Annotated in this window: 16 protein-coding genes; 8 read left to right on the forward strand and 8 right to left on the reverse strand. The window is 69.9% G+C overall.

Annotated elements, in window-relative coordinates; all coding sequences use genetic code 11:
* The first annotated feature begins 25 nt into the window (after nt 1-25).
* From ASF94_RS19585 to ASF94_RS19600, 4 genes are all read left to right on the forward strand, one after another.
* Nucleotides 26-3655 carry an efflux RND transporter permease subunit gene (locus tag ASF94_RS19585; RefSeq protein ID WP_056670644.1) on the forward strand — a complete coding sequence of 1210 codons (3630 nt, stop codon included), beginning with the start codon at nt 26-28 and terminating at the stop codon, nt 3653-3655.
* Nucleotides 3652-6843 (forward strand): efflux RND transporter permease subunit, encoded by a 3192-nt coding sequence (locus ASF94_RS19590; protein WP_056670538.1) that lies wholly within the window; start codon nt 3652-3654, stop codon nt 6841-6843. Before ASF94_RS19585 ends, ASF94_RS19590 begins: the two co-directional genes overlap by 4 nt.
* 14 nt (nt 6844-6857) lie before the next feature.
* The gene (locus tag ASF94_RS19595) at nt 6858-8321 is read left to right on the forward strand and encodes an efflux transporter outer membrane subunit (RefSeq protein ID WP_056670541.1); all 1464 of its coding nucleotides are present in this window, start codon (nt 6858-6860) and stop codon (nt 8319-8321) included.
* Nucleotides 8322-8475: 154 nt separating this feature from the next.
* A complete protein-coding gene (locus ASF94_RS19600; RefSeq protein WP_056670543.1) occupies nt 8476-9594 on the forward strand; it encodes a branched-chain amino acid ABC transporter substrate-binding protein in 1119 nt (372 codons plus the stop codon).
* Between the two features lie 42 nt (nt 9595-9636).
* Here ASF94_RS19600 and ASF94_RS19605 read toward each other — a convergent pair whose 3' ends face one another.
* Nucleotides 9637-10230: a TetR/AcrR family transcriptional regulator gene (locus ASF94_RS19605; RefSeq protein WP_056670546.1), complete on the reverse strand. Its 594-nt coding sequence runs from the start codon at nt 10228-10230 to the stop codon at nt 9637-9639.
* Between the two features lie 101 nt (nt 10231-10331).
* On the opposite strand from ASF94_RS19605, the gene ASF94_RS19610 reads away from it, so the two are divergent.
* Nucleotides 10332-11534 carry an MFS transporter gene (locus ASF94_RS19610; RefSeq protein WP_056670549.1) on the forward strand — a complete coding sequence of 401 codons (1203 nt, stop codon included), beginning with the start codon at nt 10332-10334 and terminating at the stop codon, nt 11532-11534.
* A gap of 44 nt (nt 11535-11578) precedes the next feature.
* Here ASF94_RS19610 and ASF94_RS19615 read toward each other — a convergent pair whose 3' ends face one another.
* The 5 genes from ASF94_RS19615 to ASF94_RS21425 form a co-directional block, all read right to left on the reverse strand.
* The gene (locus tag ASF94_RS19615) at nt 11579-12595 is read right to left on the reverse strand and encodes a formylglycine-generating enzyme family protein (protein ID WP_056670648.1); all 1017 of its coding nucleotides are present in this window, start codon (nt 12593-12595) and stop codon (nt 11579-11581) included.
* Nucleotides 12596-13012: 417 nt separating this feature from the next.
* A complete protein-coding gene (locus ASF94_RS19620) occupies nt 13013-13591 on the reverse strand; it encodes a DUF2062 domain-containing protein (RefSeq protein ID WP_056670552.1) in 579 nt (192 codons plus the stop codon).
* On the reverse strand, nt 13588-13752 hold the full coding sequence (locus tag ASF94_RS21420; protein ID WP_156382601.1) for a hypothetical protein: 165 nt from the start codon (nt 13750-13752) through the stop codon (nt 13588-13590). The genes ASF94_RS19620 and ASF94_RS21420 overlap by 4 nt, the downstream gene beginning before the upstream one ends.
* A gap of 28 nt (nt 13753-13780) precedes the next feature.
* Complete coding sequence (locus ASF94_RS19625) at nt 13781-14779, reverse strand: TerC family protein (RefSeq protein WP_200933158.1); 999 nt, start codon at nt 14777-14779, stop codon at nt 13781-13783.
* Between the two features lie 4 nt (nt 14780-14783).
* Nucleotides 14784-14921 (reverse strand): hypothetical protein, encoded by a 138-nt coding sequence (locus tag ASF94_RS21425; RefSeq protein WP_156382602.1) that lies wholly within the window; start codon nt 14919-14921, stop codon nt 14784-14786.
* 154 nt (nt 14922-15075) lie between these two features.
* Between ASF94_RS21425 and ASF94_RS19630 the strand changes: the two genes are divergently transcribed.
* A complete protein-coding gene (locus tag ASF94_RS19630; protein ID WP_056670554.1) occupies nt 15076-15966 on the forward strand; it encodes a LysR family transcriptional regulator in 891 nt (296 codons plus the stop codon).
* 890 nt (nt 15967-16856) lie between these two features.
* Here ASF94_RS19630 and ASF94_RS19635 read toward each other — a convergent pair.
* Complete coding sequence (locus tag ASF94_RS19635) at nt 16857-18245, reverse strand: sulfatase (RefSeq protein WP_056670557.1); 1389 nt, start codon at nt 18243-18245, stop codon at nt 16857-16859.
* Nucleotides 18242-19210 (reverse strand): tripartite tricarboxylate transporter substrate-binding protein, encoded by a 969-nt coding sequence (locus tag ASF94_RS19640; protein WP_056670559.1) that lies wholly within the window; start codon nt 19208-19210, stop codon nt 18242-18244. The genes ASF94_RS19635 and ASF94_RS19640 overlap by 4 nt, the downstream gene beginning before the upstream one ends.
* Nucleotides 19211-19416: 206 nt before the next feature.
* On the opposite strand from ASF94_RS19640, the gene hemE reads away from it, so the two are divergent.
* Both hemE and priA read left to right on the forward strand, forming a co-directional pair.
* A complete protein-coding gene (hemE, locus tag ASF94_RS19645) occupies nt 19417-20532 on the forward strand; it encodes a uroporphyrinogen decarboxylase (protein WP_056670654.1) in 1116 nt (371 codons plus the stop codon).
* Between the two features lie 727 nt (nt 20533-21259).
* Nucleotides 21260-23392 carry a primosomal protein N' gene (gene priA, locus ASF94_RS19650; RefSeq protein ID WP_235505442.1) on the forward strand — a complete coding sequence of 711 codons (2133 nt, stop codon included), beginning with the start codon at nt 21260-21262 and terminating at the stop codon, nt 23390-23392.
* Nucleotides 23393-23896: the final 504 nt, after the last annotated feature.

Consider the following 23896-nt stretch of genomic DNA (forward strand, 5'->3'; position numbering starts at 1 on the left):
CCCCGCCCGCCCGTCCATGAGTGCCCTGAGCCCGTCGCGCCCGTTCATCGAGCGGCCCGTCGCCACTGCCCTGCTGATGGTGGCCATCGTGCTGGCCGGGCTGCTGGGCTTCCGCCTGCTGCCCCTGTCGGCCCTGCCCGAGGTGGACTACCCCACCATCCAGGTGCAGACCCTCTACCCCGGCGCCAGCCCCGAGGTGATGAGCCGCACCGTCAGCGCGCCGCTGGAGCGCCAGTTCGGCCAGATGCCGGGACTGGCGCGCATGGCGTCCACCAGCGCCGCCGGCGTGTCCATCGTCACGCTGCAGTTCAACCTGGGCCTGGCGCTGGATGTGGCCGAGCAGCAGGTGCAGGCTGCCATCAATGCGGGCGCCTCGCTGCTGCCCACCGACCTGCCCGCTCCGCCGGTCTATGCCAAGGTGAACCCGGCCGACGCGCCGGTGCTGACGCTGGCGATCAGCTCCGAGACCCTACCCCTGACCGAAGTGCAGAACCTGGTCAACACCCGCCTGGCGCAGAAGATCAGCCAGGTGCCGGGCGTGGGCCTGGTCACCCTGGCGGGCGGCCAGCGCCCCGCCGTGCGCATCCAGGCCGACACCAAGGCGCTGGCTTCCTACGGCCTGGGGCTGGACACGCTGCGCACCGCCATCTCTGCCGCCAACGCCAACAGCGCCAAGGGCAGCTTCGACGGCCCGCAGCGCGCCTACAACATCAACGCCAACGACCAGTTGGTGACGGCAGACGACTACCAGCGCCTCATCGTCACCTGGAAGAACGGCGCGCCCGTGCGCCTGTCGGACGTGGCGCGGGTGGTGGATGCGCCGGAGAACAATCGCCTGGGCGCTTGGGCGGGAACCACCGAGCCGCCGCCGGGCCGCCCCAAGGCGGCGAGCGCCCCCCCGGGGGGCAGCGAACCACGCGAAGCGGGGAGCGTGGGGGCCACCGAGCCGCCGCCGGGCCGCCCCAAGGCAGCGAGCGCCCCCTCGGGGGGCAGCGAACCACGCGAAGCGGGGAGCGTGGGGGCCACCGAGCCGCCGCCGGGCCGCCCCAAGGCGGCGAGCGCCCCCTTGGGGGGCAGCGAACCACGCGAAGCGGGAAGCGTGGGGGCCACCGAGCCGCCGCCGGGCCGCCCCAAGGCAGCGAGCGCCCCCTCGGGGGGCAGCGAACCACGCGAAGCGGGAAGCGTGGGGGCCACCGAGCCGCCGCCGGGCCGCCCCAAGGCAGCGAGCGCCCGCTCGGGGGGCAGCGAACCACGCGAAGCGGGGAGCGTGGGGGCCACCGAGCCGCCGCCGGGCCGCCCCAAGGCGGCGAGCGCCCCCCCGGGGGGCAGCGAACCCAGCGTAGCGGGGAGCGTGGGGGCCACACTCACTCCAGCCATCATCCTCAACGTGCAGCGCCAGCCGGGCGCCAACGTCATCGCCACGGTGGACGGCATCAAGCGCCAGCTGCCCGAGCTGCAGGCGCAGCTGCCGGCCTCCATCCAGGTGCAGGTGCTGTCCGACCGCACGACCGGCATCCGCGCATCCGTCGAACACGTGCAGATGGAGCTGGTGCTGGCGGTGCTGATGGTGGTGCTGGTGATCTTTTTTTTCCTGCACAGCCTGCGCGCCACCGTCATCGCCAGCCTGGCCGTGCCCATTTCGCTCATCGGCACCTGCGGGGTGATGTACCTGCTGGGCTACAGCCTCAACAACCTGAGCCTGATGGCGCTGACCATCGCCACCGGCTTCGTGGTCGACGACGCCATCGTGATGATCGAGAACATCGCCCGCTACATCGAGGAGGGCGAGCCGCCGTTCCAGGCCGCGCTCAAAGGCGCCACCCAGATCGGCTTCACCATCATCTCGCTCACGGTGTCGCTGATCGCGGTGCTGATTCCGCTGCTGTTCATGAGCGACGTGGTGGGGCGCCTGTTCCGTGAATTCGCGGTGACGCTGGCGCTCACCATCCTGATCTCGGCCGTGGTGTCGCTCACGCTGGTGCCGATGATGTCGGCACGCTGGCTCAAGGCCGAGCCCGCCCACGGCAGCCAGCGCGGCTGGGCGGGCGCGGTGCAGCGCGGCTTCGACCGCGTCATCGGGCGCTACGACGGCTGGCTGCAATGGGTGCTGCGCCACCAGCGCGCCACGCTGGTGGTGGCGGTGCTGACCATGGCGCTGACCGCGCTGCTCTACGTGCTGATCCCCAAGGGACTCTTCCCCACGCAGGACACGGGCCAGCTGCAGGCGCGTCTGCAGGCCTCGCAGGAGGTGTCGTACGCGCGCATGAGCGAGCTGCAGCAGGCCGCCGCGCAGGCCATCCTGCAGGACGCGGAGGTGCAGTCGCTCAGCTCGTTCGTGGGGGTGGACGCGGCCAACAACACCATGCTGAACGCCGGGCGCATGCTCATCAACCTGAAGCCCGGCCACGACGCGCAGGCCGAGGTGATGCAGCGCCTGCGCGACCGGGTGGCCGGCGTGGCGGGCGTGACGCTGTTCCTGCAGCCCACGCAGGACCTGACCATCGACACCGAGACCGGCCCCACCGAGTACCGCGCCTCCATCGGCGGCGTGGAAGCCGCCCAGGTGAACGGCTGGACGCAGAAGCTGGTCGAACGGCTGAAAACGGTGCCGGAGGTGCGCAACGCCACCACCGACGCGGGCGCCCAGGGGCTGTCGGCCTATGTGGACATCGACCGCAACACGGCCTCGCGCCTGTCGGTCACGGCCAGCGCCGTCGATGACGCGCTCTACAGCGCCTTCGGCCAGCGCATCGTGTCCACCATCTTCACCGAGACGAACCAGTACCGCGTGATCCTGGAGGCACAGCAGGAGCAGCTCGGCAGCCTCGAAGGCCTGGGCACGCTGCCGCTGCGCACCGGCAGCGCCGCGCCCACGCCGCTGGCGGCGGTGGCCACCATCCGCGAGCAGCTGGCGCCGCTGCAGGTGACCCGCGTGGCGCAGTACCCCGCCGCCACGCTGGGCTTCGACACCGCGCCGGGCGTGTCGCTGGGCCGCGCGGTCAGCGCCATCCGCGCGGCGGCGCAGGAGATCGGCATGCCGGCCGGGCTGTCGATGGAGTTCCTGGGCGCGGCCAGCGCCTATGAGAAATCGCTCACCAGCCAGCTCTGGCTGATCCTGGCGGCCATGGTCTGCGTGTACATCGTGCTGGGCGTGCTGTACGAGAGCTACGTGCACCCGCTCACCATTCTTTCCACCCTGCCTTCTGCCGGGGTGGGCGCGCTGCTGGCGCTCATGCTCACGGGCAACGACCTGGGGGTGATCGGCATCATCGGCATCATCTTGCTGATCGGCATCGTGAAGAAGAACGCGATCATGATGATCGACTTCGCCATCGACGCGGAACGCCACCAGGGCATGGGCCCGCAGCAGGCCATCCACCAGGCCGCGCTGCTGCGCTTCCGGCCCATCCTGATGACCACGCTGGCGGCCCTCTTCGCCGCGCTGCCGCTGATGCTGGGCTGGGGCGAGGGCGCCGAGCTGCGCCGGCCGCTGGGCCTGGCCATCTTCGGCGGGCTGGTGCTGAGCCAGCTGCTCACGCTGTTCACCACGCCGGTCATCTACCTGGCCTTCGACCGCCTGGGCCGCCGCTGGACGGGCCGCGGCACGGCCGCCGCGCCGGTCACCCACGCCGAGGCCGGCCCCGCTGCGCCATGAACCTCTCGCGCCCCTTCATCGAGCGGCCGGTGGCCACCGTGCTGCTGACCATCGGCCTGGCGCTGGCCGGCATCGCCGCCTTCTTCGTGCTGCCGGTGGCGCCGCTGCCGCAGGTGGACTATCCGGCGATCTCGGTGTCGGCGAGCCTCTCGGGCGCCAGCCCCGAGACCATGGCGAGCAGCGTGGCCACGCCGCTGGAGCGCCGCCTGGGCGTGATCGCGGGGGTCAACGAGATGACCTCCAGCAGCTCGCAGGGGTCGGCGCGCATCAGCCTGCAGTTCGACCTGAGCCGCAACATCGACAGCGCCGCGCGCGAGGTGCAGGCCGCCATCAACGCATCGCGCGCCGACCTGCCCGCCACGCTGCGCAGCAACCCCACCTACCGCAAGCGCAACGCGGCCGACTCGCCGGCCATCATCCTGGCGCTCACCTCGCAGACGCGCACGCCGGGAGAGATCTACGACGAAGTGTCCAACGTCATCAGCCAGCGGCTGTCGCAGGTGGACGGGGTGGGCGAGGTCGAGATCGGCGGCGGCTCGCTGCCCGCCGTGCGGGTGGAGCTGCTGCCGTTCGCGCTCAACCGCTACGGCATCAGCACGGAAGACGTGCGCGCCGCCATCCAGGCCGCCAACGCCAACCGGCCCAAGGGCGCGGTGGAAGGCGCCGGCCGGCGCCTGCAGATCTACACGCCCTCGCCCTCGCGCCGGGCGGCAGACTACGCCTCGCTCGTCATCGCCTGGCGCAACGGCGCCGCCGTGCGCCTGGGCGACGTGGCCCGCGTGGTGGACGGCGTGGAGAACACGCGCACGCTGGGCCTCTTCAACGGCCAGCCGGCCATCATCGTGCTGATCACCCGCCAGCCGGGCGCCAACATCATCGAGACGGTGAACGGCGTGCGCGACCTGCTGCCCGAGTTGCAGGCGCAGCTGCCGCAGGACATCCGCATCGCGGTGGCCTCGGACAGCACCAACTCCATCCGCGCCTCGCTGCACGAGATCGAATTCACGCTGATGCTCTCCATCGCCCTGGTGGTGCTGGTGGTGGGGCTCTTCCTGCGCAAGGCACGCGCCACCATCATTCCGGCGGTGGCCACGGTGGTGTCGCTGCTGGGCACCTTCGGCGTGATGTACCTGCTGGGCTTCAGCCTCAACAACCTGAGCCTGATGGCGCTCACCGTGGCGACCGGCTTCGTGGTCGACGACGCCATCGTGGTGCTGGAGAACACCAGCCGCCACATCGAGGCCGGCATGGACCGGCTCGAAGCCGCGCTGCTGGGTGCACGCGAGGTGGGCTTCACCGTGCTGTCGATCAGCCTGTCGCTGGTGGCGGTGTTCATTCCGCTGCTGTTCATGGACGGGCAGGTGGGGCGCCTGTTCCGAGAGTTCGCCATCACCCTGTCGGCGGCGGTGGCGATCTCGCTGGTGATCTCGCTCACCACCACGCCCATGATGTGCGCCTGGCTGCTGCGCGCGGAAGACCCCCATGGGGCCCGGCCGCCGGGCCGCTTCTCCCGGGTGACCGAGCGCGGCTACCAGGCCCTGCTGCGCGGCTACGGCCATGCGCTGGACTGGGCGCTGGCCAGCAAGGCGCTGGTGATGGTGCTGCTGCTGGTCGTGGTCGGGCTGAACGTCTACCTCTTCAGCCACATTCCCAAGGGCTACTTCCCGCAGCAGGACAACGGCCAGATCAACGCCGGCCTGCGGGCCGACCAGAGCATCTCGTCCACGGCGCTGGCCGCCAAGCTGCGGCAGGCGGTGGACATCATCCACCGCGACCCGGCGGTGGACACGGTGGTGGGCTTCTCGGGCGGGGGCCGGGCGGGCGGCGGCTTCATGTTCGTCAACCTGAAGCCCGTCAGCCAGCGCACCGACAGCAGCGCCGCGGTCATCAACCGGCTGCGGCCGCAGCTGTCGCAGATCACCGGGCTGCGCGTCTTCCTGAGCCCGGTGCAGGAGCTGCGCATGGGCGGGCGATCCAGCAACTCCACCTACCAGTACACGCTGCAGAGCGACAACCTGGCGGACCTGCGCGTCTGGGCCACGCGCCTGACGGAGCGCCTCAAGCAGGAGCCGCATCTGGTCGACGTGGACACCGACCAGGCCGAGAACGGCGTGGAAGCCTATGTGGAGGTGGACAAGGCCAGCGCATCGCGCCTGGGCGTGAGCGCCACGGCCATCGACAGCGCGCTCTACAACGCCTTCGGCCAGCGCTCGGTCGCCACCATCTACGGCGAGCTGAACCAGTATTCGGTGATCATGGAATGGGCGCCCGACACCACGCGCGGCCCGCCGGCCCTGGCCGACATCTACATTCCGGCCAACCCGACCGGCACCGTGGGCAGCGCCGCCAACCCGGGCCAGCGCGGCGCATCGACCGGCCAGGTGCTGAGCAACAACGCCTCGACCATGGTGCCGCTCAGCGCCATCGCGCGGGTGGTGGAACGCGCCTCGCCCACCTCCATCAGCCACCAGGACGGCGAACTGGCCACCACCGTGTCGTTCGACCTGGCGGAAGGGACCACGCTGGAGCAGGCCCGGCAGGTCGTCGCGCAGGCCGAGGCCGACATCGCCATGCCCACCAACGTGCGCGGCAGCTTCCAGGGCACGGCCCTGGGCGCGCAGCAGTCGCAGTCGCAGCAGCTGTTCCTGATCCTGGCGGCGCTGGTGGTCATCTACATCGTGCTCGGCGTGCTCTACGAAAGCCTGATCCACCCGATCACCGTGCTCACCACCCTGCCCTCGGCCGGCGTGGGCGCGGTGCTGGCGCTGCTGCTCTTTCACATGCAGTTCACCGTGATCGCGCTGATCGGCGTGTTCCTGCTGATCGGCATCGTGAAGAAGAACGCCATCCTGATCATCGACTTCGCGCTGGAGGCCGAGCGCGCCCGGGGCCTGTCGGCGACCGAAGCCGTGCGCGAGGCCTGCATGCTGCGCCTGCGGCCCATCCTGATGACCACGCTGGCCGCCGCCCTGGGCGCACTGCCGCTGGCCATCGGCTTCGGCCAGGGCTCGGAGCTGCGCCAGCCCCTGGGCGTGGCCATCATCGGCGGCCTGCTGGCCAGCCAGCTGCTGACCCTGCTGACCACGCCGGTGGTCTATGTGCTGCTCGACCGGCTGCGCCGCCCCGCCGCCAACGACCGCGCGCTGAGCCGCCTCGCTGCGCCGCCCGCAGCCCCCCAGCCCCACTGAACCCTTTTCTTCTCATGACCACCGGCCGCCGCACCCCTTCCTCCCGACGCGTTCCCCGCAGCCTGCGCGCCCTGTGCCTGCTCGCCGTGCTGCCGCTGGCCGCCTGCTCGGTCGCGCCCGTGTACCAGCGCCCCGACGTGGCCGCCCTGCCCGCCGCCTACAAGGAAGCCGGCCCGGTCAGCGCAGCGGGTGCGCTCTGGCAGCCCGCGCAGCCGGCCGACGCCATCGACCGGGGCGACTGGTGGACGCTGTTCCAGGACGACGACCTGAACCGCCTGGCGGCGCAGGTGCAGCTGTCCAACCAGAACATCGCCGCCGCCGTGGCGGCCTATGCGCAGGCCCAGGCGCTGGTGCGCGAACAGGGCGCGGGGCTGCTGCCGTCGGTCAACCTCACGGGCAGCGAGACGCGCTCGGGCGGCGAGGGTTCGGCCCGGCGCGGCACGACCGCGCAGGCGGCCCTGGGCGCCAGCTGGGCACCCGACCTGTGGGGCCGCCTGGGCAGCGCGGTGAGCGGCGCGCAGGCCAGCGCGCAGGCGAGCCAGGCGGACCTGGCCTCTGCGCGCCTGTCGGCCGTGGGCTCGCTGGTGGCCGCGTATTTCCAGCTGCGCGAGGCCGACACCGAGATCGCGCTGCTGCAGGAGATCGCCTGGGCCTACCAGCGCAGCCTGCAGATCACCCGCAACCGCTATGAGGCGGGCATCGCTCCCGCCTCCGACGTGCAGCAGGCCCGCACCCAGCTGGCCAATGCCCAGGCCGACCAGGCCGCCGTGCAGCAGAACCGCGCCCGCTACGAACACGCCATCGCCGTGCTGACGGGGGTGCCACCCGGCAGCTTCAGCCTGCCACCCGCGCCGTGGATCGCCCGCGTGCCGCAGGTGCCAGCCACCCTGCCTTCCGAGCTGCTGCAGCGCCGCCCGGACATCGCCTCGGCCGAACGCGCCGTGGCCGCCGCCAATGCGCAGATCGGCGTGCAGCGCGCGGCGTACTACCCCAGCCTCAGCCTGTCCGCGTCGCTGGGGCGCAGCGGCTCGGGCCTGGGCGACCTGTTCAGCGCCTCGGGCGCGCTTTGGTCGCTGGGCCTGTCGGCCGCGCAGACGGTGTTCGACGGCGGCGCCATCGCGGCGCGGGTGGACGCCGCCCAGGCCGCGCGCGGCGCCCGCGCGGCCAGCTACCGCCAGACGGTGCTGACCGCCTTCCAGGGTGTGGAAGACCAGCTCGGCACCATCCGCACGCTGGAGACCCAGGAGCCACTGCGCCAGGAAGCCGTGACCGCGGCCCGCCTGACCGAAGCGCAGCTGCAGAACCGCTATCGCGCGGGCCAGGTCGGCTACACCGAAGTGGTCACCGCACAGATCACCGCGCTGTCGGCCCGGCGGGCGCTGCTGCAGCTGCAGGTCAACCGCCAGCTGGCCGCCGCCGCGCTGGTGCAGGCCCTGGGGGGCGGCTGGCAGGCGCCATGGGCGCAGGCCACGCCCTGACGCCGTCCCGTTTCGGGCCGAGCTCGCCTCGGCACAAAGCGGGCGCCGCTCGCGGCATACTCCCGCACCCGCTGCGTCCAGGCCACCCGCCCGGACGGGAGCGGGTGCCAACCCTGAATCAACAAGACACAAGGAACATGCCGTGAATCGACAGATGCTTTTGCGCTCCACCCTGCTCATCGCCAGCCTGGCCGCCGCCGGCTTCAGCCACGCGCAGGAGCGCATCGTGGTGGGCTTCATGAGCCCCGTCACCGGCCCGCAGGCCGCCAACGGCGTGGACAACCGCGATGGTGCGCTGCTGGCCATCAAGGAGCTGAACGCCCGTGGCATCCAGGTCGGCGGCAAGAAGGTGCAGTTCGAGCTGGACATCAACGACGACGGCGCCGACCCCAAGCAGGGCGTGCAGATCGCCCAGCGCCTGGCCGACAAGAAGATCCGGTTCGTGCTCGGCCCCTACAACTCGGGCGTGACGATGCCCGCATCGCGCGTGCTGGCCGATGCCGACATCGTCACCTTCACCGTCGCCTCCAACCCCAAGATCACGCAGCAGGGCTACCGGCCCCTGTTCCGCATCGGCGCGAGCGACAACCAGCTGGGCACCAAGATGGCGGTGTATGCCGCGCAGGACCTGAAGCTCAAGACGGTGGCCGTCATCGACGACCGCACGGCCTACGGCCAGGGCGTGGCGAAGGAATTCGCCGACGAAGCCAAGCGCCAGGGCATGAAGGTGGTGGCGAGCGAATTCACCACCGACAAGGCCACCGACTTCACCGCCATCCTGACCAACGTGCGCGCTGCCAAGGCGGACGCGGTGTTCTACGGCGGCTATTCGCCCCAGGGCGGCCCCATGCTGCGCCAGATGCGCGCGCTGGGCCTGAACGTGCCCCTGCTGGGCGGCGACGGCATCTGCTCGTCCGAGACGGCCACGCTGTCGCAGGTGGCGGGCAACCTGAACGTGTACTGCACGCAGGGCGGCTCGATGCTGGACCGCAGCGACAGGGGCCAGAAGTTCATCGAACGCTACCGCGCCGAATGGAAGCGCGAACCGCTGACCTATGCCGCTGCGTTCTACGACGGCATGAACCTGCTGGCCGGCGCCATCGAGGCCACCCAGAGCACCGACGCCAAGAAGCTCATCGACCATATCGCCCGTGGCAAGTACGCCGGCGTGAGCGGCGAATACAGCTACGACGACAAGCACGACCTGCGCTCCTCGGCGGTGACGGTGTTCACCTTCAAGGGCAAGGACGTGGTGCCGCTCAAGAGCCTGTGAGGCCCTGACGCCTGCGGGGCACGAGGGGTCGCGCAGCCGGGTTCAACGGCCCGCCGGTTCCGCTGCGTCGGGCTGCGCCAGGCACGCATCCACCCACTTCGCCAGTTGCTGCCCGGTGGGCGTGCCGGCGCCCATCAGCAGGCGGTAGATGATGGGCGCCACCAGGGTGTCGAGCACGCAGTCCACGGGCGGCGTGGCCTGGCCCCGCGACCGGGCGCGCTCGACCAGCATCGTGATCTGGCCGGCCGTGATCTGCAGGCACTGGCAGGGGGCCGAGCCGTCGCCGTAGCCGCTGGCGGTGAGCACGTCCTTCAGCACCTGGCGGCCAAGGTCGGAAGACATCTCTTCCAGGAACTGCTCGCCCCAGGCCAGCAGGTCGCCGCGCACGCTGCCGGTGTCGGGCGGCTCGGCCTCGTCGCGCAGGCGCTCGATCGACACATCCGCCAGCAGTTCGACCAGGTCGCCCCAGCGGCGGTAGATGGTGGACGGCGTCACGCCGGCCTGCGCGGCGATCTGCGGAATGGTGAGCGCATCGCGGCCGTGCAGCGCCGTGAGGTCGTGCACGGCCTGGTGCACGGCGGCCTGCACGCGGGCACTGCGCCCGCCGGGGCGCAATCGGGTGGCTCCAGACGTCATGCCTGCATTCTAGGAGCGGGGGCCACGCGGACGGCGCCGTAAAGCAAAGACTTTGCTTTAGTGCGACAATTGTCTTAACGCAATTTTTTAGCGTTTAAGCCATGAGCGCAGCCCTTCCCCCCTTTCCCTCCTCCCCTGCATGGCCGGCGCGCCGCCTGGGGCACGGAGCCGCGCTGTGGCTTGCCGTGTCCGTGCTGATGATGTTCCTCGCCGCATCGAGCGCGCCGTCGCCGCTCTATGCGATCTATCGGGAGATGTGGGGCTTTTCCGCCTTCAGCCTCACGGTCATCTTCTCCAGCTATGCCTTTGCGCTGCTGGGGGCGCTGCTGTGCTTCGGCGCGCTGTCGGACCACATCGGCCGGCGCAGCGTGGTCATCGTGGCGCTGGTGCTCGAATTCGTCTCGATCGTCGCTTTCTGGCGGGCTGAGTCGGTGGCCTGGCTGCTGGCGGCGCGCGTGCTGCAGGGCGTCGCCACGGGCATGGCGACCAGCGCGCTCAGCGCCCTGCTGGTGGACCTGCACCCGGTGCGCGGACCGCTGATGAACAGCGTGGCGCCCATGGTGGGCATGGCCATCGGCGCCTTGGGCACCGGCATGCTGGTGCAGTACCTGCCCTCGCCCACCCACCTGGTGTTCGAGCTGCTGCTGGTGGTGATCGCGCTGCAGTGCGCCGCCGCCTGCTGGCTGCCGGAGACCGTGGCGCGCCGTCCGGGCGTCTGGCGGTCGCTCGCACCGAGCATGCATGTGCCGCAGACCGCGCGGGCTCCGTTGCTGCGCATCCTGCCGCTCAGCACCGCTGGCTGGGCGCTGGGCGGGTTCTTCCTGTCGCTCGGCCCTTCGCTGGCGCGGCTGGTCTCGGGCAGCGCGTCGCCGCTGCTCGGCGGGCTGCTGATCGCCGCGCTGGTGCTGCCCGGGGCGGTCGCCATCGGCTTCGTGCGCGAACGGCCGCCGCGCGGCGTGCTGCAAGGCAGCGCCGCCGCGCTGGTGGTGGGGCTCGCGATCACCCTGGCGGGGGTGGCCTGGCACAGCCCGGTGGCCTTCTTCGGTGGCACGCTGGTGGCGGGGTTGGGTTTTGGCGCGGGCTTCAACGCGGCCGTGCGCTGCCTGGTGCCCCTGGCGTCGGCGCATGACCGGGCCGGCCTGATGGCCAGCTTCTTCGTGCTGAGCTATCTGGCTTTCAGCCTGCCGGCCATCGCCGCCGGGCTGCTCACCGGCCTCTGGGGGCTGCGCGCCACGGCGCTGGGCTATGGCGCGCTGCTGATCGTGCTGGCGGGGCTGTCGGCGTTTACCGCACGGCGGGCCTGAATCAGCGCACCGGCAGCGAGCTGCGGGCGGGCCCGGCGGGCCGCCTAGCGTTTGCGGCCCGCTGCACCCGACGGGGCGCCGGCCGCAGCCCCAGCGGGTGCTGCGTCCACGTCCCGCACCAGCCGCACGCCCACCAGCGTGTACCGGGTATCGGGGCTGTTCCAGTTGCGGTAGGTGCAGCGCGCGTACAGCGGCCAGGTGTGCCACGAGCCGCCCCGCCGCACCCGCACGGTGCCCGTGGCGGGCCCCTGCGGGTCGTCGCGCAGCGAGTGCGCGTAAGCATCGTCTGCATGCCAGTCGGACACCCATTCCCACACGTTGCCCGACATGTCGTGCAGACCGAAGGCGTTGGCCGGGTAGCTGGCAACCGGTGCGGTGAACGCATGGCCGTCGCGGCCCAGCACGGCCTGCGTCTGCCAGCGCGGCCAGTAGGGGGCGGCGTCCTGGTCGAAGGTGTTGGCGTTGCGCGCCAGCGCCGCGGGGTCATCCCCATGCCCATAGCGCGCGGCCTGGCCGGCGCGGCAGGCATATTCCCACTCGGCCTCGGTGGGCAGGCGGTAGCGGTGGCCCTCGGCCGCGCTCAGCCAGGCCGCCAGGGCATGGGCGTCGTGCCAGGTGATGTTGACCACCGGGTGGTCGTCGCCCTGCGCAAAGCCCGGGTTGCGCCATGAATAGCGCGGGTCGCGCCCCTCGAAGGCGTCGCCCCGGGCGCTCTTGTCAGGGTCGTAGGCGGGGTTGTAGCCGTAGCCGCCGGTGCCGTCCGCGTCGGACTCGGCGCGGTAGCCCGCCGCCTCCACGAAGCGCCGGAACTGCCCCACCGTGACTTCCGTCTGCCCCAGATAGAAGGCGCGGGTGATGCGCACCGTGTGCACCGGCGCCTCGTCGGCCAGGGAGCTGAGACGGCCCGGCTCCATGCCCGGATAGTCGCGCGCCAGGCGCTCGGCCGGCTCGTCGCTGCCCATGCGAAAGCTGCCGGCGGGGATGCGAACGAACGGCATGCCGAGGGAATTGGTCCACACGACGGGCCCTGCCGCAGGCGGCTGCCCTGCGGCGCGGGCCATGGGCGGCAGCGCGACCAGTGACAGGAGCAGAGCGGCCACTGCGGTCACTGCGGTCACAGGCAACGATGGCGACGCATGCAACCACCGCCGCGAGGGCAGCGACACGGCCCGACCAGCGGGTGATGGCGGGCGCGAACGGCGGACGGCTAGCGGCATGCGGCAGGGTCTCCAGCAACAGGGCGGACCGTGGCCGGCAAGGGGCGGCCACGCACAAGCCGCCAGTGTAGGCATGTCCCGCCCGCACCGGGGGTGCCTCGATGCGCAGAAAGCGCGCTCGGCCCCACGGCTTTTTGCGCATCCCCCGGCGAAGCGTCACGCCGGGATGTCCGTCTTCGGCCAACGGCCCCCGGCCATCGGCCAACGGCCATCTGCCATCGCCGCAAGCCTTCCGCGCCAATGCCGCGCCGCTTTCCCGCTTCAACGCATCCGCTGCGCCCGGTGCCACACCGGCACCAGCCACAAGGCCTGCACCGTGGCGTAGCCGGCCACTGCGAAACCCAGCGCCAGCAGCGGCAATCCCACGGCCAGGGGCGCGCCCAATGCGTGCACCCAGGTGGCCATGGCCTCTACACCGCCCGATGCGGAAAACCCCTCCCAGGCCGGCAGCCGCTGCTCGCCCGGCAGCACCCATGCGCCCACCTGGAACGCCAGGGCGTAGAGCGGCAACGTGGTGAGCGGGTTGGTGTAGAGCGTGACCGCCGCCCCCGCCACTGCGTTGCCGCGCAATGCGGCGCAGGTGGCGACGGCAGCGGGAATCTGCAGCGGCCCGGGGATCAGGCCGCAGAAGAGGCCTGCCGCCGTGCCGCGGGCCAGGGCCTCGCGGCGCAGGCACAGCAGCTGGCGCCGCTCCAGCCACGGACGCAGCCGCGCGAGCGCGGGCCGGTCCATCAGCGCGCGGGTGGCCGGCTCCCGCCGGCGCAGCCAGCGGCGCACGCCGGTCATCAGGCGCGCCAGCGGCAGCGCCACCCGGCCGGCCAGCGCCCCGGCGGAGCTCACAGGGCGACCGCCACCGCGGTGGCGGCGCCCCAGGCGCCGGTCAGGCCCGCCAGCAAGCGCACGTCGCGGCGCTCGTTGCCGGCGCGCCAGCTCAACCAGGTGGTGAGCGCGAGCGCGGCCAGCATGGTGGCCATCACGGCCTCGAACATCGTCATCTCCATGGTGTGACTGCTCCGGATACGGCGCCGATCAGGCGCCCGCGCCCGGCAGGGCTGGCGGCGGGGTGCCATCGCCGCCGCCCTTGCCGCGGGAGGTCCAGAGCGACGCGACGATGGAGCCGGCGATCAGCGCGCCCGTCACCAGCAGGGCGTAACCGATCGGGATCTTGTAGACGTCGATGAGCAGCATCTTCGAGCCGATGAACACCAGCACCAGGGCCAGGCCGTAGGCCAGCAGGTGGAAGCGGTCCGCCAGGTCGGCCAGCAGGAAATACAGCGCGCGCAGGCCCAGGATGGCGAAGATGTTGGCCGTGAGCACGATGAACGGATCGCTGGTGATCGCGAAGATCGCCGGAATGCTGTCCACCGCGAAGATCACGTCGGTCACGCCGATCATGATCAGCACCACGAAGAGCGGGGTGAACAGCTTCACGCCGCCCACCACGGTGGTCATCTTCTCGCCGTCGAAGTGGTCCGACATGCGGATGCGCTTGCGCAGGAACTTCAGCACCGGGTTGCTGGAGATGTCCGGCTCCTGGCCCGCGGCGATCCACATCTTCACGCCCGTGATGACCAGGAAAGCGCCGAACACGTACAGCAGCCAGTGGAAGGTGGCCAGCAGCCAGGCGCCCGCCAGGATCAGCACCGTGCGCAGCACGATCGCGCCGATGATGCCGATGATGAGCGCGCGCTTCTGGTATTCGGCCGGCACGGCGAAGTAGCTGAAGATCATCAGGAAGACGAAGATGTTGTCCACCGACAGGCTCTTCTCCACCAGGTAGCCGGTGATGAACTGCATCGACACCGTGTTGGCCACCTCCCGGCCCTGTGCGCCGTCGAGGTACCACCAGAGAATGCCGACGAACACGAACGCCAGCGAGAACCACAGCAGGCTCCAGCTCAGCGCCTCTTTCATGGTCACCTTGTGCGCGCCCTGGCGCTCCATGACCAGCAGGTCGATGGCGATGGCCACGACCACGAACAGGCCGAAGCCGGCCCACATGATGGGGGTTCCGATGGTTTCCACCATGGCTTCAGCCCTCCTGGCGCACGCGGCGCGGTGACGTCAGGGCAGCCCGGGCGGTCAGCCCCGGACAAGCGCCGTGCCCGGCTGGCGCGGCGCCCGGTGGTGCGGCATGCGGCACCAGGGTCGATTGGTGGGTGGTGGTCATGGCGGTGAGGGGGTCGAGTGGATGGGAAAGAGACGTTTTTGGATACGAAACACGAACCCGCACTGTCGAGCCTGCGCGCCCGCAAAGGAAGATAGCCCGGCCGTAAGATCACTTCGGTTTTTGCGAAGTGTTTTCCTGTTCCGTCCTACAAAAAATGAGCCAGACCTTCAATTACCGGCATCTGTACTACTTCTGGGTGGTAGCCAAGGAAGGCGGCGTGGCCCGGGCCGCCGAACGCCTGGACATGGCCGTGCAGACCATCAGCGCCCAGGTGCGATCCCTGGAAAAAGACCTGGGCACCGCCCTGCTGCGCACCGAAGGCCGCAACCTGGTGCTGACCGACGCCGGCGTGGCCGCCATGCACGAGGCCGACCAGATCTTCGCTTTGGGCGAACAGTTGCAGCACCGCGTGGCCGAAGCCGCCACCGGCCGCGTGCTGCGGCTCAACCTGGGCATTTCGGACGGCATCGCCAAGGTGGCCGTGCACCGCCTGCTCACCCCCGTGCTGGACGCGCCCCACCTACGCCTGCTCTGCCACGAAGGCGAGTTCCAGCCCCTGCTGGGCGAGCTGGCGCTGCACAAGCTGGACGCCGTGCTGGCCGACCGCCCCGCCCCACCCAACCCGGCGCTCAAGACCACCAGCCAGCTGCTGGGCACCAGCCCCATCGCCTGGTACGCCCCACCCGCCTGGGCCGAGGCTGCTGCCAGCGGCTTCCCCCACAGCCTGGCCGTGGTGCCCGTGCTGCTACCCACCGACCACGCCGCCGCCCGCGCCCGCATCGACCACTGGCTGGAGCGCGAACGCATCCGCCCGCGCATCGCCGGCGAATTCGAGGACAGCGCCCTGCTGGCCACCTTCGCCGGCACCGGCATGGGCGTGATGCCCGCGCCGGAGTCGATGGGCGAGCACCTGGCGCGCACGCATGGGTTGGTGGCGGTAGGGACGACGGCGGAGGTGCAGGAGCAGTTTCACCTGATCTTCAGTGCGAGGAAGGTGATGCATCCGCTGGTCGTGCGGTTGGTGGAGGGGCGGGGGTTGGATTAGCCGAATACCTGCGGATTTGCCCGCAAGCAGCGTGTGCAGCGACCCGTCACTGGGCTTGAGCATTCACGACTTGCAATCGATCAGGTGTTCGGCCAGGTCGCGCCGCCTCCAGCCTGCCGGATGGTGCATACGAAAACGGGTCACGGTGGTGTCGAGGGCCTTGGTCATCTCCGCATCCACCAAATCGCGAAGCCTTGCCTTGGTTCTGCGGAGCCCTGCCGTGCAGGCATTCACGACCATGTCGCCGGGTCTCACCCAGTGCCGCAACCTGGCGTGAAACAGCGCTTTGGTCGACGCTTGCGCCCACGAGTACGAAAAAACCTCATCTCTGCGTTTCTGCCATTCCGAACCTCCCCCGCTGTTCCCTTGGGAACATTGGTATGGAATTGCGTTGAGGAGCACCAGTCCTGTGTCCAGTGGCACATTGAGGAGGACTGAGAGTCGCGAAGCGTACCGCCCGATTGACCGACCGGTTGGTCCATTGGCTGGCCACGGGGTGTAGCAGTGCGTGGGATCGAATTCATCGACGTGCGGTGATTCCAGCACGAGCACAAGGCACGGGGAAGCTGGGCGGCCGTAGCGTGCTGTGGCGCTGTCTGCCAGCTGCCAATAGCCAAGGTGATGGCTTGGCGGCCGATAGGCCAAATCACGCAAACGGCCGACGTACACATCGGGACAGCGGAGCGAATGGATTCCAGCGGTTGTTTCCCTGCCTAATGCGCAACGCACCATCTCTTCGAAGTCCAACTCTGAGTTCCATGGGCCGTCACAGTTCATCAGGAAATTGTCGCGGCTTTGTTCTGCCTGTCCCGCTGCGTAGCGCCGCCGTGCTCAAGCCCGTGAGGTTGCGGTATCAACGACAAGCTTGAGGTCCGGCAACTCAATAGAGATCACCTCCCCGGCATGTCCTTGTCCGTATAGCAAAGACTCACCGTCGCATCCCCAGGAATCGGCGGCATGGTCGCCTCCCAGGCTTCCCACGCCTGCACCATCTCTGCCAGCCTTGCCGGCTGCAGCGGCGCCAGGTTGGCCCGCTCGCGCTCGTCCTGCGACAGGTTGAACAGGTAATCCACGCCATCCACCCGCAGGTATTTCCAGTCGCCGTGCCGCATGGCGCGCTGGCCGCGGTGGTTCATGCGCCAGAACAGGGGGCGGTCGGCCGTCCAGCCAGCATCATCCAGCAGCGGCACGAGCGTTTGGCCGTCCCACGGGTAATCAGGATGCGGCCGAGCGCCACCCAGTTCCAGCATCGTCGCGCTCCAGTCCATCGTCAGGCAGGGCTGGGCGCTGGTGCCGCCGGGGGCGATGGCGGCGGGCCAGTGGGCGATCCACGGCACGCGGATGCCGCCTTCGGTCAGGTCCATCTTGCCGCCGACCAGGGGCCAGTTGTCGGAGAAGCGTTCGCCGCCGTTGTCGCTGGTGAAGACGACGAGCGTGTCGCGCTCCAGGCCGTGGGCGCGGAGCGTTTCCATGATGCGGCCGATGCCTTCGTCCATGTGGTGGATCATGCGGCGGTACGTCTCCACGTTGCCGCCGGCCAGGTGGTAGATGGCCTGTTGGCTGTCGCGCAGTTCGTGGGCCAGGGCTTCGTCGTCGCGCGTTTCCCACGGCCAGTGGGGGGCGGTGTAGTGCACGCTCAAGAAAAACGGCGTGCCCTGCTCTCTCGCGCCTTCGGCTATTCGCTCGATGTAGTCCACCGAGTAGTCGGTGATGAGATCGGTCAGGTAGCCTTCCTGCGCCTTTTCCTCTTCGCCGAACCACAGGTCGTGCGTGCCGTTGGCGCCGCAGTGGGTGAAGTAGTCCACCCCGCCGGACATGGGGCCGAAGAATTCCTCGTAGCCCGACCTCAACGGGCTGAAATGCGGCGGGTAGCCCAGATGCCATTTGCCCATGAGGGCGGTGCGGTAGCCGGCGCTTTTCAGCAGCGAGGGCAGCGTAGGGTGTTCGGGCGGCAGGCCCAGCCGGTCGTTGCCGCGGGTGGCAGTGCGGATGGGCTCTTCCGCCGCGCCGCGCAGGCGGTACTGGTAGCGCGCCGTCATGAGCGCGAAGCGCGTGGGCGAGCAGACGGGCGAGTTGGAATAGCCCTGGGTGAGCTTCAGGCCGTTGGCGGCCAGGCCGTCCAGCACTGGCGATACGGGGCCGAAGGCGGCGTCGCGGCCGCCGTAGCATCCCAGGTCGGCATAGCCCAGGTCGTCGGCCACGATGAAGACGATGTTGGGCCAGGGGGCCGCGCGACCTGCCGTGCCAGTGGCAGGGCGCTCCAGGCGGGCGGCGCTCATGGACGGTAGCCGGAGTTGCGGATGACGGGCTCCCACTGCTTTTGATACGCGGCGATGCGCTGGCGGGTCTGGGCGGGCGTGCTGACCACCGGGTCGAGGTGGCTGGACTTGAACTGGCGCACCACGTCCGGGTCTTTCATGACCTTCTGCACGGCCTCGGCATAGCGTTCGACCTGCGCGGCGGGCATGGACCGGCTGGCGAACAGGGTGTTCCAGCCCGACGCGGCCAGATCGACACCGGCCTGCCGCAGCGTGGGCACCTTCGGAAAGTCGGTCAGGCGCTGCTCGCTGGAGACCGCCAGCAGACGCAGCTTGCCGGCTTCGTACTGCGGCTGCAGGGAGTCGAGCGTGTCCACCGCCACGGGTACCTGGCCGCCCAGCAGGTCGGTGATGAGCGGGCCCGAGCCCCGGTAGCCCACGGCTTCGATGTTGACGCCGGCCTGCTTGCCCAGCATGAGCGCGAAGAAGTGCGGCAGGCTGCCGGTGGCCGGCACGCCGATGTTGGCCTGGGCCGGGTTGGCGCGCAGCCAGGCCATCAGGTGCTGCAGCTCCTGCACGGGCACGGCGGTGGCCACGGCCACGCCGAACACGTAGCTGTTGACCTCGCTCACCGGCACGAAGTCCTGCTCGGGCTGGTAGCCCACGTCGGCCACCACCAGGGGCGACACGACCATGACCGCCGGGTTGGCCAGCAGCAGCATGGGCTGGTGGGCGGGCGCGTTCTTCGCGTACTGGGCCGAGATGCGGCCGCCGGCGCCCACCTTGTTTTCGACGATCACGGTCTGGCCCAGCACGCGCTGCAGGCCGTCGGCCACCAGGCGGGCGACGCGGTCGCTGGAGCCGCCGGGCGGGTAGCCCACGACGATGCGCAAGGTGTTGTCCTGCGACCAGGCGGGCGCGGACGCAGCCAAGGGCGCGCCAGCCCACAGGGCGGAGCGGGCAAGGAACAGGCGGCGAGAGGTCATCGAAAGACTCCAAACGGGAAGGCTGCGAAAACGAGCGCGCGAGGGTGCGCGCCACAAGAAAGGAAAGCGCGCATGCTGGCACAGGCCACATCATCGCCCGTCATTTGCATATGCCGGTAAGGCCCCCGATGCCGCTGGGCTTGACCCGAATCAAGCCCTGGCCCACGCGGGGCGAACGGGCGATGCGGCCCTGCGACAATGGCCGGATGACTTTCGCCCCGCTCCAGAACGACACTTTCCTGCGCGCCTGCCGCCGCCAGGCCACCGACTACACCCCCCTGTGGCTGATGCGCCAGGCCGGCCGCTACCTGCCGGAATACAAGGCCACGCGCGCGCGGGCGGGCAGCTTCATGGGGCTGGCGACGAATGTGGATTACGCGACCGAGGTCACCCTGCAGCCCCTGGACCGTTTTCCGCTGGACGCGGCCATCCTGTTCAGCGACATCCTGACGGTGCCGGATGCGATGGGCCTGGGCCTGTCGTTCGCCGAGGGCGAAGGCCCGCGCTTCGCCCGTGTGGTGCGCGACGAGGCCGCCGTGGCGCAGCTGGCCGTGCCCGACATGGAGAAGCTGCGCTACGTGTTCGACGCGGTGACCTCCATCCGCCGGGCGCTGGATGGGCGCGTGCCGCTGATCGGTTTTTCGGGCAGCCCCTGGACGCTGGCCTGTTACATGGTCGAGGGCAAGGGCAGCGACGACTATCGCCTCGTCAAGACGCTGATGTATTCGCGCCCCGACTTGATGCACCGCATCCTGGCGGTGAACGCCGACGCCGTGGCCGCCTACCTGAACGCGCAGATCGCGGCCGGCGCGCAGGCCGTCATGATCTTCGACAGCTGGGGCGGCGTGCTGGCCGATGCGGCCTTCCACACTTTCAGCCTGGCCTACACCCGCCGGGTGCTGTCGCAACTGCAGCGCACCGGCGTGGACGGCACCGACGTGCCGCGCATCGTCTTCACCAAGGGCGGCGCGCTTTGGCTGGAGGCCATGGGCGGGCTGGACTGCGAGGTGCTGGGCCTGGACTGGACCGCCAACCTGGCGCGCGCCCGTACCCTGGTCGGCGGCACGGCGGGCGGCCCGGGCAAGGCGCTGCAGGGCAATATCGACCCCAACGTGCTGTTCGCGCCGCCGGAGGCCATCGCGGCCGAGGCCCGGACCGTGCTGGACAGCTTCGGCGCGCCCCACACCGACCGGACGACCACCGGCCCCACGCACATCTTCAATCTGGGCCACGGCATCAGCCAGTTCACCCCGCCCGAACATGTGGCGGCGCTGGTGGAGACGGTGCACAGCCACTCGCGCGCCCAGCGTGCGGGAAGGTGAGCCACCCAGGCGCGCGGCGGCTGCGGGCCGACAAGCGCGCCGAGCCGAACCCCACCGCCGAGATCCGGTCGACTTATGCACACAAATGGGCTGGCGGCAGCCGGATGTGTGCTAGCCGCGCCGGGCGGGCCGAAAAACTGCGGAATTCCACACACCGCTGCCAAGTGATTGATTCATAAGGACAATCGGGTTTGGCGATTTTTCGGGCAATGTAACGAAATCCTTTGTTATCAAGGCCTTGCAGCGATTCACAGCGGGATATCAACAAAGTTATCCACAGAAAGCCGGGATTTCCTGGCAAAACGTGAAAAATCAAGCACTTGGCGCCGCAACTGCACGCACAATCCTGCAGCGCGCGGCTGTGCTAGCACATCTGGGCCGGCGGGAAGGCTATTGACACGCGACTTATGCACACATTCGGGCGAGCGAGCCCGGAATCGCGCTTCGCGCTCCGCCCCAGCCGCCGTACATTGCACTGCAGCAAAGAGGTTTGATTCATATACGTTTTTTCGCCTTGCCCGCAGAACATGCAACGGCTAGGAACCCAACACCCATGCGGCTCGGCCGGCCGTTCTCCACGGATGTCAACAAAGTTATCCACAGAAACGGTGGATACCTGTGGACTGCCTGACGAATCAACCACTTAGCCCCTGTTTGCACACCAGCCCCTGAAGAAGTGCCTGCAACTCCAGCTCCCCTCCCCGCTCCGCTCCACACGCTGGTTCCTGTGGCCGTGCAGACGCCCGCCCACAGCAGCGTGGGCGACCTGCTGAGCTACGCCAGCGACCGCCCGCTCGAGCCCGGCACCCTGGTGCGCGTGCCGTTGGGACGGCGCGAGGTGCTGGGCGTGGTGTGGGACGCACCCGCCGAGCCCGCCACCCTGCCCCCCGGCATGGAGGCGCGGGCCATCGCGGGCGTGCTGGAAGGCCTGCCCCCGCTGGCCGCGCCGTGGCGGCGGCTGGTGGCGTTCGCCGCACGCTACTACCAGCGCTCGGTGGGCGAAGTGGCGCTGAATGCTCTGCCTCCGCAGCTGCGCGATTTGTCGCCCCAGCAACTGGAGCGCCGCCTGCGCAGGCCCGCCACGCCCGCCGCAGGTGGGGACGTCGAGCCGGGCAGCGACGACGAATCGCCTTCGAAAACCATAGCACTGAGCCCAGAGCAGTCCAGCGCCTGCGCCCAAATTCATGCCGAACCCGGCCCTTTCCTGCTGTATGGCAGCACCGGCAGCGGCAAGACCGAGGTGTACCTGCACGCCGTGGAGCAGGCGCTGGCCGCCGACCGCGCCGACGGCCTGCCCTCGCAGGCACTAGTGATGGTGCCGGAGATCAACCTGACGCCACAGCTGGAAGAGCGCTTCACCGCCCGCTTCGCGGGGCGCTGGGGCCCCGGCAGCGTGGTCAGCCTGCACAGCGGCATGACCAACCCCCAGCGGCTGAAAAGCTGGCTGGCGGCCCATGCCGGCACCGCGCGCATCGTGCTGGGCACGCGCATGGCCGTGTTCGCCAGCCTGCCGGGGCTGGCGATGATCGTGGTGGACGAAGAACACGACGCCAGCTACAAGCAGCAGGAAGGCGCTCGCTATTCGGCGCGCGACCTGGCCATCTGGCGCGGGCGCGAGCAGGGCGCCAAGGTCATCCTGGGCTCGGCCACGCCGTCGCTGGAAACCTGGCACGCCAGCCGGCCGCCCCAGGGCGACGACGCCGGCGGGCGGTACCTGCGCCTGGCCATGCCCAGCCGCATCGGCGCCGGCGCCCTGCCCCGTGTGCGGCTGGTCGATCTGGCCCAGCAGCCCCGGGGCACCGTGTTTTCGCCGCCCCTGGTGGCCGCCATCACCGAGCGGGTGGAGCGCGGCGAGCAGTGCCTGGTGCTGCTCAACCGGCGCGGCTTCGCCCCCGTGCTGCACTGCACCGAATGCGGCTGGAAGAGCGACTGCCCGCACTGCAGCGCCCACCAGGTGTTCCACAAGATCGACCGGTCCCTGCGCTGCCACCACTGCGGCTTCGCCCAGCGCGTGCCGCACGCCTGCCCTACCTGCGGCAACCCGGACATCGCGCCCATCGGCCGGGGCACCGAGCAGCTCGAAGAGCAACTGGCCGCCCTGCTCCGCAACGTCATCACCCCCGAGCGGCGCGCCGCCCGCGTCGCCCGCATCGATGCCGACACCACCCGCGCCAAGGGCGCGCTCGAAGCGCAGCTGGCCCAGGTGCATGCCGGCGAGGTGGACGTGCTGGTCGGCACGCAGATGATCGCCAAGGGGCACGACTTCCGCCGCATCACGCTGGTGGCGGCGGTGCAGCCCGACGGCGCCTTGTTCTCCAGCGACTTCCGCGCGCCCGAGCGGCTCTTCGCCCTGCTGATGCAGGCCGCCGGCCGCGCCGGCCGCGACGCGCAATACGTGGCCGCCCAGGGCGGCCAGCCCAGCGAGATGTGGGTGCAGACCTGGCACGCCGACCACCCCTTGTATGCCGCCCTGCGCCGCCACGACTACCCCGCCTTCGCCGCCAGCCAGCTGGCCGAACGCGCCGAAGCCGGCATGCCGCCCTTCGCCTACCAGGCCCTGGTGCGCGCCGACGCCCGCACGCAGGAGGTCGCCCAGGCTTTCCTGTCGGCCGCAGGTGCCGCGGCGCAGGCTGCTGCGCTGCCGGGCCTGGAGCATGTCTTCATCTTCCCGCCGGTGCCGCTGGCCGTGCAGCGCGTGGCCAACGTCGAGCGCGCGCAGATGTTGCTGGAAAGCCCGAACCGCGCGGCGCTGCAGCATTTTCTGGCGGCATGGCAGACGCTGCTGCACGCCACCCGGGCGCTGCCGGAGCACAAGGGGCTGATCCGCTGGCTGGTGGATGTGGACCCGCTGGCGATTTGATGAGGTGCATTGGGCCAAACTGGCCTTTAGCGTTTGGCCTTCGACCGCGCGTAAGTATTGCTTTGATAGCGCACCGCGCTGCTCCAGTCGAAGCAATTTGAAGAGACTAAGATGCTTCGCGACTGTTATCGGCCAGGAGCGGCTCTTCGTCATAGTCTTTCATTGTCGATTAGACGGCGTTCAACGCCAGAATTTCTCACTTTCCTCTAACAGAAGCCTCCCATGAACCCTACGGAACATCAACAACGCTTGCTCGATGAAGCTGAGAACTGGGTGAAACGGCTGTTAGGGAAGGTCTGCAAAACCCCGCCGCTGACTGGCGCGTGAAGCGAGCCGCAGGCAAGATGGCGAGCATGACGCACGAGCAGCAGCAGATGCTGGGGTTCGATCCCCTGCCCAAGAAGATCCGCAAGGAGATCTTCCTTGAAGAGATGAACCGCGTGGTGCCATGGGCGGCGCTGGTGGCGCTGATCCAGCCACATGCGCGCGGCGCGCACCAGGCGC

The organism is Acidovorax sp. Leaf160, assembly GCF_001424265.1.
Classification (GTDB): domain Bacteria; phylum Pseudomonadota; class Gammaproteobacteria; order Burkholderiales; family Burkholderiaceae_C; genus Paracidovorax.

Excerpts from the sequence above, each read along its gene's own strand:
- hemE (WP_056670654.1), top strand. The coding sequence starts at position 19,417 with ATGACTTTCGCCCCGCTCCAGAACGACACTTTCCTGCGCGCCTGCCGC.
- ASF94_RS19640 (WP_056670559.1), bottom strand. The coding sequence starts at position 19,210 with ATGACCTCTCGCCGCCTGTTCCTTGCCCGCTCCGCCCTGTGGGCTGGC.
- ASF94_RS21420 (WP_156382601.1), bottom strand. The coding sequence starts at position 13,752 with ATGGAGATGACGATGTTCGAGGCCGTGATGGCCACCATGCTGGCCGCG.
- ASF94_RS19590 (WP_056670538.1), top strand. The coding sequence starts at position 3,652 with ATGAACCTCTCGCGCCCCTTCATCGAGCGGCCGGTGGCCACCGTGCTG.
- ASF94_RS19610 (WP_056670549.1), top strand. The coding sequence starts at position 10,332 with ATGAGCGCAGCCCTTCCCCCCTTTCCCTCCTCCCCTGCATGGCCGGCG.
- ASF94_RS21425 (WP_156382602.1), bottom strand. The coding sequence starts at position 14,921 with ATGACCACCACCCACCAATCGACCCTGGTGCCGCATGCCGCACCACCG.
- ASF94_RS19630 (WP_056670554.1), top strand. The coding sequence starts at position 15,076 with ATGAGCCAGACCTTCAATTACCGGCATCTGTACTACTTCTGGGTGGTA.
- ASF94_RS19595 (WP_056670541.1), top strand. The coding sequence starts at position 6,858 with ATGACCACCGGCCGCCGCACCCCTTCCTCCCGACGCGTTCCCCGCAGC.
- ASF94_RS19615 (WP_056670648.1), bottom strand. The coding sequence starts at position 12,595 with ATGGCCCGCGCCGCAGGGCAGCCGCCTGCGGCAGGGCCCGTCGTGTGG.
- ASF94_RS19635 (WP_056670557.1), bottom strand. The coding sequence starts at position 18,245 with ATGAGCGCCGCCCGCCTGGAGCGCCCTGCCACTGGCACGGCAGGTCGC.
- ASF94_RS19600 (WP_056670543.1), top strand. The coding sequence starts at position 8,476 with ATGCTTTTGCGCTCCACCCTGCTCATCGCCAGCCTGGCCGCCGCCGGC.
- ASF94_RS19625 (WP_200933158.1), bottom strand. The coding sequence starts at position 14,779 with ATGGTGGAAACCATCGGAACCCCCATCATGTGGGCCGGCTTCGGCCTG.
- ASF94_RS19605 (WP_056670546.1), bottom strand. The coding sequence starts at position 10,230 with ATGACGTCTGGAGCCACCCGATTGCGCCCCGGCGGGCGCAGTGCCCGC.